The 18110-nt window shown below is 45.0% G+C and carries 18 protein-coding genes and 2 pseudogenes; 15 read left to right on the top strand and 5 right to left on the bottom strand.

Annotated features, from left to right (window positions below; translation table 11 throughout):
- Nucleotides 1-59: 59 nt before the first annotated feature.
- Nucleotides 60-329 carry a hypothetical protein gene (locus BW42_RS06380; RefSeq protein ID WP_035408622.1) on the top strand — a complete coding sequence of 90 codons (270 nt, stop codon included), beginning with the start codon at nt 60-62 and terminating at the stop codon, nt 327-329.
- Nucleotides 330-412: 83 nt separating this feature from the next.
- Here the strand turns inward: BW42_RS06380 and BW42_RS06375 are convergent, their stop codons facing one another.
- Nucleotides 413-1378, bottom strand: a complete 966-nt coding sequence (locus tag BW42_RS06375; RefSeq protein WP_035408619.1) for a DUF4003 family protein — start codon at nt 1376-1378, stop codon at nt 413-415.
- A 54-nt stretch (nt 1379-1432) separates the two neighbouring features.
- Nucleotides 1433-1948: a DUF1836 domain-containing protein gene (locus tag BW42_RS06370; protein ID WP_035408615.1), complete on the bottom strand. Its 516-nt coding sequence runs from the start codon at nt 1946-1948 to the stop codon at nt 1433-1435.
- Nucleotides 1949-2060: 112 nt separating this feature from the next.
- Here BW42_RS06370 and BW42_RS06365 point away from each other — a divergent pair, with 112 nt between their 5' ends.
- From BW42_RS06365 to BW42_RS06320, 8 genes are all read left to right on the top strand, one after another.
- On the top strand, nt 2061-2708 hold the full coding sequence (locus tag BW42_RS06365; protein WP_035408614.1) for a hemolysin III family protein: 648 nt from the start codon (nt 2061-2063) through the stop codon (nt 2706-2708).
- 120 nt (nt 2709-2828) lie between these two features.
- On the top strand, nt 2829-4553 hold the full coding sequence (locus tag BW42_RS06360) for a M3 family oligoendopeptidase (protein ID WP_052019058.1): 1725 nt from the start codon (nt 2829-2831) through the stop codon (nt 4551-4553).
- A gap of 42 nt (nt 4554-4595) precedes the next feature.
- Complete coding sequence (rpiA, locus tag BW42_RS06355; protein ID WP_035408611.1) at nt 4596-5294, top strand: ribose-5-phosphate isomerase RpiA; 699 nt, start codon at nt 4596-4598, stop codon at nt 5292-5294.
- A gap of 21 nt (nt 5295-5315) precedes the next feature.
- A complete protein-coding gene (locus tag BW42_RS06350) occupies nt 5316-5576 on the top strand; it encodes a hypothetical protein (protein WP_035408609.1) in 261 nt (86 codons plus the stop codon).
- Between the two features lie 257 nt (nt 5577-5833).
- Nucleotides 5834-6886, top strand: coding sequence for a LytTR family transcriptional regulator DNA-binding domain-containing protein (locus tag BW42_RS06345; RefSeq protein WP_162236126.1), 1053 nt, complete (start codon nt 5834-5836; stop codon nt 6884-6886).
- 122 nt (nt 6887-7008) lie between these two features.
- Nucleotides 7009-7857: an ABC transporter ATP-binding protein gene (locus tag BW42_RS06340; protein ID WP_035408605.1), complete on the top strand. Its 849-nt coding sequence runs from the start codon at nt 7009-7011 to the stop codon at nt 7855-7857.
- A complete protein-coding gene (locus BW42_RS06335; RefSeq protein ID WP_029341298.1) occupies nt 7854-8564 on the top strand; it encodes an ABC transporter permease in 711 nt (236 codons plus the stop codon). The genes BW42_RS06340 and BW42_RS06335 overlap by 4 nt, the downstream gene beginning before the upstream one ends.
- Before the next feature lie 1855 nt (nt 8565-10419).
- Entirely contained in the window at nt 10420-10974 is a 555-nt protein-coding gene (locus BW42_RS06320; protein WP_035408597.1) for a hypothetical protein, read from the top strand.
- 150 nt (nt 10975-11124) lie between these two features.
- Here the strand turns inward: BW42_RS06320 and BW42_RS06315 are convergent, their stop codons facing one another.
- The 3 genes from BW42_RS06315 to BW42_RS06310 are packed head-to-tail and all read right to left on the bottom strand — an operon-like array spanning nt 11125 to nt 12881.
- Nucleotides 11125-11529 carry a DUF350 domain-containing protein gene (locus BW42_RS06315; RefSeq protein WP_023467822.1) on the bottom strand — a complete coding sequence of 135 codons (405 nt, stop codon included), beginning with the start codon at nt 11527-11529 and terminating at the stop codon, nt 11125-11127.
- A gap of 13 nt (nt 11530-11542) precedes the next feature.
- Entirely contained in the window at nt 11543-11710 is a 168-nt protein-coding gene (locus tag BW42_RS16420) for a hypothetical protein (RefSeq protein ID WP_197026221.1), read from the bottom strand.
- A gap of 55 nt (nt 11711-11765) precedes the next feature.
- Entirely contained in the window at nt 11766-12881 is a 1116-nt protein-coding gene (locus BW42_RS06310; protein WP_052019057.1) for a diguanylate cyclase, read from the bottom strand.
- A gap of 240 nt (nt 12882-13121) precedes the next feature.
- Here BW42_RS06310 and BW42_RS16690 point away from each other — a divergent pair.
- The 6 genes and pseudogenes from BW42_RS16690 to BW42_RS06285 all read left to right on the top strand — a co-directional run.
- Nucleotides 13122-13767: pseudogene (locus BW42_RS16690) on the top strand (GntP family permease); the annotation flags it as partial.
- An 86-nt stretch (nt 13768-13853) separates the two neighbouring features.
- Nucleotides 13854-14561 (top strand): annotated as a pseudogene (locus BW42_RS16685) (GntP family permease); the annotation flags it as partial.
- A 24-nt stretch (nt 14562-14585) separates the two neighbouring features.
- Entirely contained in the window at nt 14586-15287 is a 702-nt protein-coding gene (locus BW42_RS06300; protein WP_029341303.1) for a CoA transferase subunit A, read from the top strand.
- Between the two features lie 13 nt (nt 15288-15300).
- The gene (locus BW42_RS06295; RefSeq protein ID WP_035408593.1) at nt 15301-15963 is read left to right on the top strand and encodes a 3-oxoacid CoA-transferase subunit B; all 663 of its coding nucleotides are present in this window, start codon (nt 15301-15303) and stop codon (nt 15961-15963) included.
- A gap of 5 nt (nt 15964-15968) precedes the next feature.
- Nucleotides 15969-16745 carry a 3-hydroxybutyrate dehydrogenase gene (locus tag BW42_RS06290; protein ID WP_035408589.1) on the top strand — a complete coding sequence of 259 codons (777 nt, stop codon included), beginning with the start codon at nt 15969-15971 and terminating at the stop codon, nt 16743-16745.
- Between the two features lie 13 nt (nt 16746-16758).
- A complete protein-coding gene (locus tag BW42_RS06285) occupies nt 16759-17952 on the top strand; it encodes an acetyl-CoA C-acetyltransferase (protein WP_035408587.1) in 1194 nt (397 codons plus the stop codon).
- The last annotated feature ends 158 nt before the right edge of the window (nt 17953-18110 follow it).

Below are 18110 nucleotides of genomic sequence, written 5' to 3'. Positions count from 1 at the left end.
GTTCTTCAGTCGGGAATACATTAAAATGTGGAACAAGTACATTTTAAGGGGGATGCCAAATGGCTGATCAACATGATAAAGAGACGGACCCGATTACTTCAGGAAACCGGATGACGAAGGATGAGATTGCCGGACGTGACCCGCAAGACAATACGGAGGTTCCGGAAAAATCGAAGGATGAAAAAGAAACGAAGCATCAAGATCAAGAAGCTGAGAAAACAGAACGACCAGATGACGAAGCTTCAAGTGAAGAGGCACCCGATTTGTCGCATGCTTCTGATGAAGATGGCGATGTCGAGCCATCCGATGAAGAGAACCAACAAGGTTAAAAATGACTAAAATAAAGGGCAATCGATGTCCGGCAGAAATGCCACACGTCGATTGCCCTTTTTAATGTATTATTTTTAAACGGTTACTCGCCACTCCCACCGCCATCACTTCCACCATCGAATCCACCGTCAATTCCGCCATCTGTCGCATGTGACGTATCGGTCAAATCAACAGGGAAGAGCAAGAACGGAGTCGCATCGGCGCTATCCGGCGGAAGAATCGAAGATGGGAAGAGTTGTTGCAGGATCGTTTGTTGACTCAAGTATAATCGGATCGCCGTCAAATAGACCAAGTCCCTCCGGTACTTAAAACGTAAATCGGAGCGTAACGTCTCTGCCATCTGTTGGAGTGCCGAAGCATGGATGTTGGGGTCGCCGAGTAGTGCAAGCATTCCGTGGAATGACAGCGGGACATGATGCTTACGATGTAATTTACGGGACGACTCCAATTGCGCGATATAACGATCCCAATCGTCCTCTGGTAATAAAGAGAATAACAAGGCGACGATATACGTCTGTTGAGCGCGACCGAAACGTCGTTTCAGTCGTTGATAGACTGCTTCAATACGCGAAGCGAGTTCGTCTAAATCACCGCGTGTCGCAGCATGAAAATAGACGAAGGAGGTCAACAGCGGTGATACGATGAAACGATGCTGTTTTTTAAGAAGAGTGTATAACTGAACGGTCCGCTCGAGTACCATGTCTTGTGGAGAAATACGACTAATGAACAGCGCAGTGGAGTAGGCATTCAGGGGATGCGACAAACGATGGGATTTAAAATAGCCGTGAAGCGACATCATCTCGGCGATGCGGCTCGGTGCATGAGCGTCAAAAGCATGGATTTTTGAAGCGAGCAGCAAAGCCTGCGTAGTTTGCGTGCGCAATCGTGTCGTTAAATCGTCTGCTGTCTCAAGTAACGTGCTTGCGGATACCTGCTCCGTTCCGATCGTCCGGTCAAATGCCAATTCGATGAGAATACCGTCCTGATACGTTCTGAATTCTGGTGCGATATGATCCAGTTGTCGCAAGAAAGTCGTCGCCATCTCCATGACTGTTCCTCCTCTGTTTTTTCTTATAGTGTATCACGCAGTGAAAGCGTTATCTTATTTTTTTAGTTGGGTATCGATCAATTGTTCCGCTGCACGCCGGTACAGATTACTCATATGAGCCAGCGCTAAAATCTGTTCCAGTGGATCGGTCGTCGAGGCGGTAAGAGCATCTTGTTCGGTGATGAAACGGGCTGTATTTCGTTCTGTCAGTTCAAGGTAAGTGCGATAAAAGTCTTCCAGATCGAGTTGATTCTGTTCGATGCCTTCGTTCAAGGGCGTTAGGATCGTCTTGATATCGTTAATCGAAAACGAACTTTTCAACTGATAAATCAAGCTAATTAAAATCAAATGCTCCTTCGTATACTTTTTATTCGTAACCGGAAAAAATAATTTTTTTTTGGCATAATTGTTGATCATCGTCTTCGTCAGGATTGTCTCATCCGCATTCCGCGTCGTTTCCTCGAATGTTCGCTCAAACAGTTGGATGACTTGATCCATATAAAGATCAATGTTCGGGATATCTGCGAGCTGTAATTGACGATCATGTCTCGTGTCGTCAGAACGTGTCATAAAAAAACCTCCAAAATCGTTAAAATAGGACTTTCTACTTCTTCATCATATGATAGAATATGTATATAACGCCATGTAGTATTCAAAACTACATATCAGGGGAGGAACAAAAGTGAAAGCTTATATGAGAGAACCGATTAATGGATTAACACATTTGGGAGGGGCTGTCTTTGCTTTTGTCGGATTACTCGCACTCGTCATTAAAGCATCGTTAGAACGCGGAGCATCACTCGCCATCGTCGCAGCGATTATTTTTGGGGTCAGCATGATGGCACTCTATGCTGTTTCGGCAACGTATCATATGGTCCTTGCGAGCGACCGGGCGATTGCGATCTGGCGACGATTGGATCACTCGATGATTTATTTGTTGATTGCCGGTTCCTACGCGCCGTTTTGTCTTGTCAGTCTGAATGGTCCGACGGGTTGGGTCTTGTTTAGCATCGTCATGTTGATTGCTGTTTCCGGAATTACCTTCAAATTAGTCTGGTTCAACAGTCCACGCTGGTTATCGACGACGCTCTACATCGGAATGGGCTGGATCATGGTGTTTGCGATCACACCACTCGCGCAAGTCTTATCACCGCTCGGCATCGGTCTATTGTTCCTTGGTGGTATCTTCTATACGATCGGTGGCATCATCTATGGATTCAAGCCGCGTGTCTTATCGTTTAAACATCTCGGATTCCATGAAATCTTCCACATCTTCGTACTACTCGGTAGTCTAGCGCATTTCCTATGTGTCTACTTCTTCGTGTTATGATGATGTCCTCCTTTAGTCAATGACTGAAGGAGTTTTTTTGTATCTATATGGAAAATACAGGAGAAGTCGAGTGTCCTCACGAATGAAAGAACGGAAAGATCACGAAGAGGGGGAAATCACATGCAACACACACGATGGCAATTAGAAACACTCTATATGATTGATGACGTCAAAGCAGGCATCGCTTCCATACAAACAGCATTGTCGAATCGGCCGATTGATGTGGCAGAACAGGTCGAGCGTTATCAGCAAGTCGCGCGCGACGTCGAGGAATGGAGCGACTTCATTTATTGCCTGTACGCTGAAGATGTCACGCGTGTTGAAGTCCATCCATTGCTTGAAGAGATCGAAGTCGTCCAAGCGATGGTACGCAGTGAAGTGGCAGCACTCGATACAAAGATCGCAGCACTGTCTCAAGAAGAGTGGGAAGCGCTCGTTACGGATTCACCGTACGCCTTTTTCTTAAACGAACGCCGTGACATCCAGTCCCGTCGTGCACCACTGATTCAAGAACAATTGTTACAGGATCTCGGTGTGGATGGATTCCAGGGCTGGGGACAACTCTACGATCAGCGCTTCATGGCGTTACGGGTCGACTTGAACGGAAAGCAGGTCACGATCGGTCAAGGATTGCATGAAGCGATGTTCGCGCCTGATCGTTCGGCTCGTCTAGCGGCAGCAATTGCAGTTGACGCCGCTTGTGCCAAAGAGGCTGACTTGTTTGCGACGATCTTGAACCGGATCTCCGGCTTCAGATTGCAATCCTACAAGATGCGGAACTGGGAGCAACCATTGACAGAGTTGCTTGAGCAGAACCGGATTTCAGAAGCGAGCTTAAAAGCGATGATCGAAGCACTCGATCAGCACCGAGACCTCTTTCACGCCTATTATGCCCGCAAGATTGCCCAGGCAGAGCAGGTGACGGGAGAATGGCATGATTTTGAGACGAATACGTATCGTTCCGCGCGGCATGTTCCGTTTGAGACGGCACAGGCAATCGTAAGCAAACAATTCAAACAGTTGAATCCAAAGCTCGGTGCTTTTGCTGAAAACGTGTTTAACGAGGGATGGGTCGATGCGGAGAATCGTCCCGGAAAAGCGGAAGGCGGATTCTGCGCTGCCTTTCCGATTGCAAAAGAGAGCCGGATTTTCATGACGTACCGTGACAGTTATCCAGACGTCGCGACACTTGCTCATGAATTCGGTCATGCCTATCATAATTATGTTCTGCAAGATGAACCGTATTTAAACCAAGTCAAAGGAACGAGTATCGCGGAGACGGCTTCAACATTCATGGAGAATCTCGTCCTCGATGCTGCGATCAAAGAGACGACGGAGCGCGAGGAAGTACTTGCTCTTCTAGAGGTCAAGATTCGAGAGGGGCTGAAATATGCCAGCATCGTTCCCGGAATGTTCCGTTTCGAGCAACGTTTTTATGCGGAACGTCAGCATGGTACGATCAATGCTGAAAGGTTGAGTGAACTCTTACAAGAGGAAGAGCGCTTAGCCTATGGTCCAGTGCTGCCTGAACCAGCGCGCTACAAATGGATGTACATCAGTCATCTGTTTAATCCGAACCTTGCGTTCTACAACATTCCGTATACGATCGGTTATCTGCTTAGCAATAGTCTTTATCAGACGGTTCAAGCGGATCCGAGTCAATTTTCGACAGTTTTTGATGCCGTCATGCACGATTCCGGTCAAGCGACGATCGATGAAATCGTTAAACGTCACCTCGACGCCGATCCAACATCTATCGCGTTTTGGGTCGAAGCTCAGCAACCGCTCGTCCAGGCGATTGAGCAGTATCTGTCGTTAACGGAATCCTCTCTCTCCGTCGATTGAAGACGAATCGAAACGGGAACAGAAAAGTAGGGAGGGATGCGGATGTATGAACAGGAGAAACAATTAGTCGCTGAGGCAGCACTAACTTACGTCAAGGATGGAATGATAGTGGGTCTTGGGACGGGTTCGACGACGGAACGGTTTATCAAGGCGCTTGGTCCACTCGTACAGGCTGGATTACAGATTCGTGGCGTGGCGACGTCGCTTGCGACGGTAAAGCTCGCTGATCAGTTACAAATCCCATTGATTGATCTGGAAGAGGGAATGGAAATCGATGTGACAGTTGACGGAATTGATCAAATCGATGGTCAGTTTCAAACCATTAAAGGCGGTGGCGGTGCACTATTTCGTGAAAAAATTGTCGCTCTGATGAGTCGCGAATTGCTCTATCTGACCGATTCCTCGAAGTTCGTCCATCATTTAAGTGGACCGTTACCTGTCGAACTGGATTCGTTTGCCTTACCTTACGTGCGGCAACGTCTACGTGATAAGCATGTATCAGCAACACTACGCGTGAAAGATGATCGTCCCTTCGTTACAGATGGAGGTCACGTGATTCTTGACGTTGATGTATCAGCCATTTCGGACGTTCGATTATTCGCAAAAGAAGTGAAGAGCTGGTCTGGAGTGCTTGAGACCGGTTACTTCGAGCGACAACCCGATCATGTCCTGACGGTCGAAGAGGGAAAGGTCAAACGCATCGCGCATCCTCGCCTGCGTGACGGTGGTGGGTTGGTTTAAGAAAAGAAAGAAGGAAACCGTATGGGCTTGAAAAAACGGTATTTATTTGGAGCTGGCATCATTGCCGGAACGAGTCTACTTTTGTTAAGGAAGCGGGAACAGGGCACACAAACAGATGCACTACGTGAATATTTAGCGCATCTCGATCAGGATCCGAGTCCGGATGCTACGAAGGACCCGGATGAGGTCGGATTGACGAAACTCGATTCCATCTATCGAGCTGAGTGGCAAGCGAATGGGTTCCCGCGTTCGCGGGTGGAGCTAGAAGAGCTTGAAAAATAGTAAAAGCAGCGAAAGTGTTTTTTTCTGTTAGTTGAAAAAGTATTTAAAGGATTCTTTAAACGGCTTAAGTTCGTTATTTAAACGGACCTAAGCTGTTTTTATTAACGTCTACAGTAATAAATCATAGATAGCTGTAACACATTATATTTAGTTATTGTTCTAGTATCCTCTATTTTATAATCCTAAATTATGTAATTTTTATGATAAGGTGGATGTATATTTTCAAGGGGGAATTCATCCCAGAGGGGGGGAATAGCGTGACTTTATTTATTAACGAACTTAATTACATAGACCAGAAAGATAAAACGACAGTACTCGAAAAACTCACGTTTTCTGTTTCTCCAGGAAAGTCATTGGCGATTAGTTCTAATATTACCCATCGTCAGCTACTCATAAAGATACTTGAAGGTCGTATCCGCAGTGCAAGTAAACATGTTCATGTAAACAATCATCACCCAGGAAATACTGTACAATATCGTTCGTCAATCAGTTTCTATTATGAGCATCCATATACATACGATAGATTAACCATCTTAGACCATCTTGCTTTTTATAAAAAATTGTATAACAGCTCAAAAGCGATTTCAGACACACTCGAAGTTACACAATTAATCGAGATAGCAAAGAAAAGAACAAATAAACTAGATCGTTCTCAAAAGAAACGTCTGCAACTCGCAATTCTTATTTTACAAGATACACCGGTGGTCGTTTTCGATGAGCCGGATCAAAACATTGATCAATATACCAAGAACATTCTATTTAAAGTTATCGAATTGTTGCTACAGGAAGAAAAATGTCTCTTAATACTTACAGGAAGTACGGAGAGTGCAATTACTTTATCCGAAGAATCTTATGTATTAAGTAGTGTTGGGCTTACACGCATCAATACAGAAATTGAGGAAGAAGAAGAGAAAGCAATCTCAGAAAATGATGAAGAGATCAATGGACTTGAAAAATCCGCTCCCTTTTCGCCTCTCGAACTGAACAAGGTTGTTGCTAAACTTGAACGTAATCTTATTTTACTAGATATAGATGAGGTCAAATTTTTCGAGAGCGCATCGGGAAATGTTCAAATTCATGTAGCGGATACGATGTTGCCCGGTCTATATACAATGAATGAGTATGAAACGACTCTTCAGGACCGGCATTTTTTCCGATGTCACCGTTCCTATCTTGTAAATCTGAAGAAAGTACGCGAGATTGTCACGTGGACACGGAACAGTTTTAGTCTGGTTCTCGACGATCGTACTGAAGTGCCCTTATCTAAGAATAAAATACACATTCTTAAAGAAATGCTCGGCATTAAGTGACGATCTTCTAGCAAGCTAATTACTCTTTTCATAAGCTTATTAACTCCATTCATCGTTAAAATAGTGCGATGTATAGCGCTCTCTACTATTCTAAGGTTAGAAAACGAGAGGAGAACTATACTATGGAAAAGGTAATCGAAATTGAATCATTGACGAAACACTTTTCAGATAAGACGGCTCTTGACGATTTAAGTTTCTATATCAAGCAAAAAGAAATTTTCGGGCTACTTGGTCCCAGTGGCTCTGGTAAAACTACCATGATCAAAATATTGACTGGTCAAATGAAACCGTCCACGGGTTCAACCAGTTTACTTGGAATTCCCTCTGAAAAACTCAAACAAAAGAACACTTTTCAGAAAGTAGGTATCATGACAGACAATAGTGGTCTCTACGATCGCTTGACGGTAAAAGACAATTTAAAGTTATTTTGCAAAATTTTTTCTGTCTCTGAAAACCGTATTCATCGTGCACTGGAGTTAGTCAATTTAGGTGATGAGCAGAATAAGAAAGTTGCCTTACTTTCGAAAGGGATGAAACAACGGGTACTGCTCGCTCGAACTTTTTTACATCAACCCGAAATCTTATTCTTAGATGAACCTACTTCTGCATTAGATCCTGTCAACACTCAAGCCATCTATTCTGCCCTTAAAGATATGAATCGAGACGGTGCGACGATTTTCTTAACGACTCACGATATGGTAGAAGCGGACACCCTTTGCGATCGTGTCGCCTTCCTAAATCGTGGTCATATCCAGTTGTTGGGATCACCAAAATCGATCAAACAGCGTTTTGCTGATCAGACGTTGACACTCGAATCATTAGACGGCCTAGAACACGTTTTCGAATCGAATGAGAAAGATGCTCGTCATATCTATGAAATGTTACGTACTAATCAGGTTGTATCTATCCATTCTAACGAACCGACTCTAGAGGATGTGTTCGTAAAAGTAACAGGGAGTGACCTCAGATGATCTTTTCAATCAATCGTACAATGGCCATTTTTCAGAAGGATGTAAAAGACGTGTCAAGAAACGTATTTGTTGGTACGACACTGCTAGTACCTATCTTGATGGCGATTGTCTATAAGAATATTGGCGAAGTGACGTTAGAAATTCACTACACCGTCATCAATTTGACATTCTCTTCAGTAGCAGCATTCGTTCAATGCACATTGATTGCAGAAGAGAAAGAGAAGAACACGTTACGAAGCTTGATGCTGTCACCTGCCTCCACTCTAGAGATTCTAGGTGGCAAAAGTATATTGACTGCACTGATCACACTCTTCACCATAGTCATCAGTGCCGTCATTACGGGTTATGCTCCGTCACATCCTTTCATCATAATAATTGGACTTCTCGTCTCTTGCTTGTTCTACCTTGCCTTAGGGACACTTCTAGGATTGATGACTTCCTCTGTGATGGAAGCTTCTGTCGCTGTATTACCTGTCATGTTTTTATTCGGATTCGGAACGTTACTCCAGCAGGTTTCTGATAAATATCCGTTACTTTCGATTGTCGATTATTTGCCGAACTTACAACTGTTAGAGCTAGCTGAAAAGGTTGAGAATGGTGCCTCTTTCTCTTCGCTATCCATTAATCTAATCGTTATTTTGATTGCTGGTATATTATCTAGTGCTTTAGTCTTCATGATCTATCGAAAGAGAACATTAAAAGATTAATAGTCATTACAGCACAGAATACAAAAATCGATGGGGGTAAGAAATGATGAAAAAAGTACTATTAGCAATTGTAGGTATGATTTGTGGCACACTTATCATGTACGTCATTCAGAATGGGTTATAAACCGTGTTCTCATGGATTGTAGGCAAATTTGTAGGAGTCATTAATAGTAATCCAATAATATGAAAGTGGAAACAATCATGCTGAACCGTGAGGTGGATATGTGAATAAAGGACTATTAATACGGTGTTATATTGCTTGTTTTATACTGTTTATCACGACAATGCTAATTGGTCGCTATGAACTCAACACAAATATTTTTATGATTTTAACATTTGGAGTTATTCTGCTCGTACTTAATTTACCTATCCGGCAGTTGGATCGGTATAACAGACAATCCTTATCTTACTGGGCATTTGTTTTCAAAATGATAACAGGTGCTATTTTAGCGGCTGTTGTATGTTTTTTCGTTATGGTGATGATTACTCCGTAAAATCATTTTACGTATCTATTCATTACAACGATGTTTGAAAAGCTTATCATGTACTGTGCAGATTGAATTCGTTCCTTACTCGAAACATTCATCTCAATAGCGTTAAAATGACCTGATTGCTACATCAGGTCATTTTAACGCTATTATTTTATTCTAATAAAAGCCCAGAGATGAGTACAGTCGCACATACTAGGAAAGACCAGATTAATATGTTTCTAAGTCGATTAGTTGCGATGTCATAGGTTACAAATAATATCATATAGATACTAATCGAGAGTGTTTTTACAAACGTGCTATATGTGGCACTATCTTTAAGTATAAAAAGCACGATACTTACTATAACAATAGATAAATTGACACCAATTACTAGTACTCGAAAATTTGGTTGCTCTACTTTTTTTGTAAAGGAAATAAGGATCGTAAGACTTGCAATAGCAAGATTGGTATACATTAGTATTTCGTTCATACTGTCTCCCTTAGTTAGATTTCATCGATAATTAACAAAATTGAATGTTTGACAACACTTTAGGTACAACGATATAAGATGCAGTCTTTAATTAATATATCATTTTCATCCCATAGACATCTAAGGATTCTAGTTTATTGAACGACACATTGGAAGGGAGTCATTTATTAGACGTACAAAGGAAGAGTCTTGACCGCGATTTAAAAGAGAACTATCTTACTTTAAATATTAAAAAAAGTGAAAAACAGCACTCAAAATCTCTTTTCCTAAAGCGCGGTCTGGTAAGATGTGGATTGTATCAATCATGATTCAAGGAAAAACATTGTTTTCGAAAGGAGATTCATTGAATGAAAACCTTTTTAAACATCAACATAGCTAGCTTTTTATATGCCATCGCTTTATTTGTTCCATTACAATTCATGCTAAATATCAATCGAATCATAAGACTTACTGATATGTCTTCAAGTATGTTTTGGACTCTGAATATCATGATCGGATGCATCACTCTAACCAGTATTCCATTTTTAATTAGACGGATCACCTTCAAGTCCACTCTACATAAGTCATTTGAACGAATCATCTGTCTTTCCTGGTTCGTCTATTTTGTTTTATTCACATATCTCATAAGTAGGATTATTCCAGTCACGAATGAGGGAGACATGCCAAGCCCTGGTTTAGGCTTCATTTTAATCACCATTGTATTAACGTATCCACTTTTTGTAATAGTTTCTAAATTTCTTATCGTGGATCAAAAGTCGATGAAGGATTGAAAAATTAGCAATTTGAAAGAAAGGAATGATGTTATGAGGAGTCTACTGCTCCCGAACATTTTTTACAGATCTTAATAGAAGGATGTAAGATACATAAAATTCCATAGCATTAAGGAGAGCGTATTTTGAAAAAACGATATTTATATTTCTATTCGACAGTCATTGTATTAATCGGGGGAAGCTTGTATTCGTATCAAGCAGGATATATCCCTTATACAACACCTTATATAGATAAAGAGCATGAGAAGTTGATGGATGCTAAGACCGTCAATTCAGTCAATCGAAAAGACTACATCGATAGATCGATGCGAGATATGGCTAACTTTGCACCTTATTCGACGGGTGATTCCATTACAAAGAATGTGACCATGAATGAACTGAGGTCGAAGATTGATACGATGCACCACATCGAAAAATCTTTCCAATTCAAGTCGAATGATCCAGAATCAAAATCCTTACAAAAAGTAGCGAAGAACTATACTACTTATATTGAGGCGCTTGAATATGTTGCAAGCAATATGCATCGTAAGGAATCGATGAACGTCGATCAAGCAAACTATCTGAAGAGTGCTTGGAATGAGGTCGTCGCACCTGTACATCATATAAAAGATGAGGTCGATCGTTCTCAAGAAGGAGAGGCCGTCATGTTTGAAAAAGAAATCACTTCAGTTTGGAATTAATATTGATGGGGTTTAGGATGGATAAATTTGAACGTTTCGAATGACACAGTTAGATTACGACCTTATAAAGCTAGAATCTATAATATGGATTAAATGATATACAATCTAAACAGCCCTAGATATAATGATCCAGGGCTGTTTTCATGCGTTTTAATATGTAAGCGACCCAGCAATGATCAAACCGATCGAAATCGATAAGAAGAGGAGCAGCAAGCCGACTGCTTCGTTGTTCGCATCAATCTCTTTCGTCATGCTCAAACGTGGGATTAGTAAATCCGCGAGATAGAATAAAACGATTTGTAAAACGATCGCAAGTGCACCCCACAACACCATATCGAGAATGCTGACAGAGTTCGAAATACTCGAATAGAGGACGATGGCGAGACCAAGAATACGTCCACCGAAGGCGTAGACGGCCGCTTTCTTCCCGTTACGGATGAGTTCGAGTTCCTTCGATTTCGTCGTCACCTCGAACAGGACAACACCGATGGCAAGGAGTACGGTCGCGACACCGATATACGAGAGCGTTGAAAGGAATAGATCACTGAATGTCATGCTGGTACCTCCATCATGATTTTTTATTTTTTTTGCGTTGTTCGTATGCAACATACAATTCAAGCAGTGCTCCGACGAGAATACCTGCTGATACATACAAATAGAAGTTGTCACCAATGAATCCGAACACGAGTCCTAAGAGAAGACCGATCAGTATATAAGGACCTTTTGTTAACTTCATATCAATCACCTGCCTCTACTTTAAAGGTAGCGGATTTTAGAGGTGACGTCCATCGTTATTCTTGGAAGCTGACGGCAGATTCTGCATTAGGAGAAAACAGGACGACTTGGTTCCGTCCTTGTTGTTTTGCTTGATAAAGCGCGGCATCCGCATCCGGTAAGAGATGGTCGATTTGAGATGTCGTCTCATCATACGCGGCTAAACCAAATGATGCTGTAAGTGGCAGATCGGTCGTCGCTAGTCGGAACGGGCTGCAGGCGATACGTTCACGTAATTGCTCTGCTAAAGGAATCACTTCAGCGAGCGGAACGCCTTCAAACAAGACGGAGAACTCTTCACCGCCGTTACGAGATAAATACCCGCTCTCTGCGACGCCATCACGCAGTCGGCTGGCAAACTGACGTAGCACTTCGTCACCCGCTTCATGTCCATACGTATCGTTGATCTGTTTAAAATGATCAATATCGATCGTCAACAACACGATGGACTGTTTGTTCAAGATCAATCGTTGTTTGAGATCCGTGAAGTATTCGTTAAAAGCACGTGAATTATTCAATCCCATCAAAAAGTCGAGTTGTGCTTTCTGCCGAAGCACCCGTAACGACTGTTTCGTCAGGCGGATATCACGAATGATCAAAAGGGCGAGCCAACTGCTAACGAAAGAAGCGGGAATGACGACCGACATGACCTCGAGTAAGAGGATTTGTTTCGGTAAGACGATCCATAAGACAAGGGCGTGCAAAGCCGTCGCATAGAGCGTCACGAGTGTAAAGGTCCGTTTTGCGTAAGGCGGCATTTCACGAACAATCAGACTCGTTCCGAGGGCGACAGCGACGATGAAACCAAATGCAGTGAATGCAGCCAAGTTTGTTCCCAGACTAAAGCGATAAACAATGATCGCGACCGTCACGATCGTTGTTGGAATAACGCCTCCAAAGTAGGCGGCGACAATGACCGGAACATGGCGCAAATCAATCATGACGCCGGGGGCTGCTTCGATTGTCATCTGCATGAGCAGTAAGGAGATCATGCTCAGGGCAAGACCATACAGTACGCGGGTGAGACGTGGAGATTCTCGCGTGATCGGAAGCGGTGATAATTTTCCAAGTAGATAAAAACCAGCCATTAATAGCGTCACGTTATGTAAGACGTCAAAAAGGATGCTTTTCATGAATCGTCCATCCTTTCGAAAAAAGTACGTTATTTAAGAAATATACGCCATAAACGGACTAACTCCTGTTTATCGAAAAAATAAACTATTCCCATCAATTGTGTCTATAATGTGAAATTATGATTTCTATAAGCTGTACTTATGGTTTTAGGGAATTTGATTGACCTCCTCGACACTGCATTGTTAAATGATGAAGAAGCGGTATGAAAGCGCTTACTAAATTTGAAGGAGATCTTACTCATGGAACTCGTCATCATTCTTCTTGCCTTATCTTTATTGATGTTCGTTGCCTATCGTGGTTTTTCGGTCATCCTATTTGCACCAATCTGTGCCTTGTTCGCCGTCTTACTGACGAACCCTGACTGGGTGTTACCATTCTTCTCGAATATCTTCATGGAAAAGATGGTCGGCTTCATCAAAGCATACTTCCCGGTCTTCCTCCTCGGAGCGATTTTCGGAAAAGTCGTTGAGATGTCCGGTATCGCGGAGTCGATCGCAAAGACAATCATTCGTATGATTGGTGCGAAACGCGCTATCCTTGCCATCGTCTTACTCGGCGCCATTCTTACATATAGCGGCGTCAGCTTATTCGTTGTCGTATTTGCTGTCTATCCGTTCGCTGCGAACTTGTTCCGCGAAGCAAACATCCCGAAACGACTCATTCCGGGAACGATTGCCCTTGGTGCGTTCACGTTCACGATGGATGCCTTACCAGGAACACCTCAGATTCAGAACGTCATTCCGACGACGTTCTTCAAAACAGATATCTATGCTGCGCCGATCATGGGTTCAGTCGGTGGCTTGTTCATCTTAGTCGTCGGCATGTGGTATCTCGAGTCACGCAAGAAAAAAGCGCATCAAGCGGGTGAAGGGTACGCTGGATTCGAAGCGACAGCGGCAAGTACTGCACCGCAAATGGAGTTAAAGAACGAACCAGAAATGACGCTCGAGACGGATCGTCAACCAGTCTATCGCCAAGTCCTTGCCTTTGTCCCACTCGTCCTTGTTGCCGTAATGAACAAAGTCTTTACACTCTCGATTCCGAAATGGTATCCAGAAGGATTCGATTTTTCAGCAATCGGTCTAGAAGCATTCGGAAAGATCGAGACACCCGCTGTTCTTGCGATCTGGTCCGTTCAAATGGCGTTATTGATCGGAATTCTCGCAGCGATGCTCTATGACTTCCGAAAGATCAAGACGAACTTCCAAGCTGGTCTGAACGTCAGTATCGGTGGTGCGCTCTTAGCGGTCATGAATACAGGTGCTGAGTATGGCTTCGGTGGCGTCATCGCGGCGTTACCAGGATTTAAGTCCGTCTCAAGCGGAATCTCGGAGACATTCACGAATCCGCTCGTCAACGGAGCCGTCACGACGACGACGCTTGCCGGTGTCACCGGTTCCGCATCAGGCGGGATGGGGATCGCGTTAAGTGCGATGTCGGATAAATATACGCAGGCAATCACATCGGGTGGCATACCACCGGAAGTCATGCACCGCGTCATCTCGATGGCGTCCGGCGGAATGGATACGTTACCGCATAACGGTGCCGTCATCACATTACTTGCCGTCACGGGCCTAACGCATCGTCAGTCGTATAAAGACATCTTCATGATTACGATCCTCAAGACAGTGACGGTCTTCTTGATGATCGGATTGTATAGCTTGACTGGTTTGTACTAAGAGTTTAGAAGGGGGCATCATCAGATGAAACAGGGGAAAGTATACGCATCATTCGCGGAAGCGACAGCAGACATCTTTGACGGGGCGACGCTAGTCGTAGGGGGCTTCGGACTCTGCGGAATCCCGGAAAAATCTATTACGGCGTTACAAGAGAAAGGCGTCAAGGATTTGACGGTCGTCAGTAACAATTGTGGCGTCGATGATTTTGGACTTGGTCTCCTCTTGCAGACGCGACAAATCAAGAAGATGATTTCGTCGTATGTCGGGGAAAATAAGACGTTTGAACAACAGTACCTCAGTGGCGAGATCGAAGTCGATCTCGTTCCCCAAGGTACGCTAGCGGAACGTATCCGTGCCGGTGGTGCTGGTATTCCTGGTTTCTATACACCAACAGGCGTCGGGACACCGATTGCTGAAGGAAAGGAACAAAAGGAGTTCGACGGGAAGACCTATCTGCTCGAAGAAGGAATCGTCGGCGATTTTGCGATTGTCAAAGCATGGAAAGCAGATCGTCTCGGGAATCTTGTCTTCCGGAAGACATCACGAAACTTTAACCCGATCGTCGCAACAGCTGGAAAAGTAACGATCGTCGAAGTCGAAGAACTCGTCGAGGTCGGCGAACTCGATCCGAACGAGATCCACACGCCTGCTGTCTACGTCCAGCGCATCGTTGTTGGAACGGATTATGAAAAACGCATCGAACGCCGGACTGTCCGGGAAGCTTGAGGAGGAGATCGATATGAAAACGACACGAGAGATCATCATTGAACGCGCGCTTCAGGAAGTTGAAGACGGGATGTATATCAACCTCGGAATCGGGATTCCGACATTGATCGCCAATGCGATTCCGGACGATATGCATGTCATGCTGCAATCCGAAAACGGACTTCTTGGCATCGGACCGTATCCACTTGATCATGAAGTTGATGCGGACGAGATCAATGCTGGCAAAGAGACAGTCACGGCACAATCCGGAGCTTCTTACTTCGACAGTGCTGAATCGTTCGCGATGATTCGCGGTGGGCACATCGACCTCGCGATCCTCGGTGGGATGGAAGTCGATCAGAACGGTGATCTCGCGAACTGGATGATTCCGGGCAAGATGGTCAAGGGCATGGGCGGAGCGATGGACCTCGTCAACGGAGCGAAACGCGTTGTCATCATCATGGAGCATGTCAACAAACACGGCGAATCGAAAGTCAAACAGTCGTGTACCTTGCCGTTGACAGGACGCGCCGTCGTCAACCGTCTGATTACGGACCGGGCCGTCTTTGATTTCACGCCGGACGGGATGGTCTTGATCGAGACGCTGAATGGTCATACGGTCGAAGACGTCAAACAAGTCACGGAAGCACGATTCACGGTCAGTCCGGAACTCGAGCGCTTGACGGTAGGGGAGTGAAGCAGATGGTTCAAGGAGATATCGTACTCGTCACAGGTGCAGGAAGCGGAATTGGTCTAGAAATCTCAAAGGCGTTCGCAACAGCAGGAGCGAAGGTCATCGTAACGGACGTCCGCGCGGAAGCAGCAGAGGAAGCTGCGGCAGCGATTCGCGGAGCTGGTCATGAGGCGGTCGGCATGACACTCAACGTTACTGATGAAGCACAGGTCGAAGCCGTCTTGAAGCAGACGGTCGAACAGTTTGGTCGACTTGACGTCTTGATCAACAACGCGGGTCTTCAACACGTCTCACCAATTGAAGAGTTTCCGACAGAGAAGTTCGAATTGATGATTAAGATCATGTTGACGGCACCGTTCATGGCCATCAAACATGCTTTTCCGATCATGAAGGAACAAGGTTACGGACGTATTCTCAACATGGCATCGATCAATGGTTTGATCGGTTTTGCTGGGAAAGCAGCATATAACTCGGCGAAGCATGGATTGCTTGGTCTAACGAAGGTCGCAGCCCTTGAAGGAGCGGAATACGGGATCACCGTCAACGCGATTTGTCCGGGTTACGTTGATACACCACTCGTTCGTAATCAAATGGAAGACTTAGCGAAAACGCGACACGTCGAGCTTGAGAAGGTACTTGAAGAAGTCATCTATCCGCTCGTTCCGCAAAAACGTCTGCTTGCTGTCGAGGAGATCGCGGATTATGCATTGTTCCTTGCGAGCCGCAAAGCAAAAGGCATCACTGGACAAGCGAACGTCCTTGATGGTGGATACACGATTCAATAAGGAGATGGAGCAGATGAGTGAAGCAGTCGTCATCGTCAGTGCGACGCGCACGGCGATCGGGAATTTCAATGGAAGTTTGAAGGACGTCAAAGCAACGGAACTCGGTGCGACAGTCATTCGCGCAGCACTCGAAAAAGTAGGTGTCGCTGGGAATCACGTCGATGAAGTCTTTTTCGGCAACGTCCTCTCAGCAGGACTTGGTCAAAATCCAGCACGGCAGGCAGCTCTCGCTGCCGGCTTACCGGAGACATGCCCCGCGATGACCGTCAATAAGGTCTGTGGATCCGGTCTCTCTGCTGTCCATCTTGCGTATCAGGCGATCAAGTCTGGCGAAGCCGATGTCATCGTTGCTGGTGGGATGGAGAACATGAGTCAAGCACCTTACGTCCTCGCGGGCGCACGGTCTGGACTAAAGATGGGTGACCAACCACTCGTCGATACGATCATCCAGGATGGTCTCGAGTGTGCGTTCAATGACTATCATATGGGGATCACGGCAGAAAATTTAGCAGACGCCTATGAACTCTCCCGCGAAGCGCAGGATCAGTTCGCCGCGACGAGTCAGCAAAAAGCGCAGACGGCATTAGCGGAAGAACGGTTCGTCTCGGAGATCACACCAGTGTTGATTCCACAACGAAAAGGTGATCCGATTCGTTTTGATCAGGATGAGTTTCCGCGCGCGGGAACATCTATTGAAACACTCAGTCGTTTGCGCCCTGCATTCAAGAAAGATGGAACGGTCACGGCAGGCAATGCATCTGGCATCAATGACGGGGCTGCGGCGCTCGTCATCATGTCAGAGGCGAAGGCGAAAGAACTCGGCGTGACACCACTCGTTGAGATCGTCGCGAACGGAACGTCCGGTGTCGACCCGAGCATCATGGGAATCGGTCCCGTCCAAGCGGTCCAAAAGGCACTCAATAAAGCAGGTTTGACGCTTGAGGAGATCGATGTCATCGAAGCGAACGAAGCATTCGCGGCACAATCTCTCGCGGTCGATGCGGAGCTACAGTTCCCGCATGAGAAGCTCAACCGCAACGGCGGGGCGATTGCTCTCGGTCATCCAATCGGTGCGAGTGGTGCGCGGATTCTCGTCACGCTGATTCATGAGCTCGAACGGACGGGTGAGACGCATGGTCTTGCGACATTATGTGTCGGTGGCGGTCAAGGGGTAGCGACGATCATTAAAGCATATGAAGTTAGCTAAGGAATGTTGAAAGCATCAGGCGTAGAGAGAATTACTTCCTATGTCTGATGTTTTTGCTGTTCTCATCAAGTCAGATGAACTTATGAATCCGGTTTCATACTTTGACGCGAAGACGTGACAGATTCTTTAACTTAAAGCTCTACCAAACTTTCTGTCAA

The organism is Exiguobacterium sp. RIT341 (genome assembly GCF_000632205.1).
GTDB lineage: Bacteria > Bacillota > Bacilli > Exiguobacteriales > Exiguobacteriaceae > Exiguobacterium_A.
This window is presented reverse-complemented; position numbering and strand designations above follow the sequence as displayed.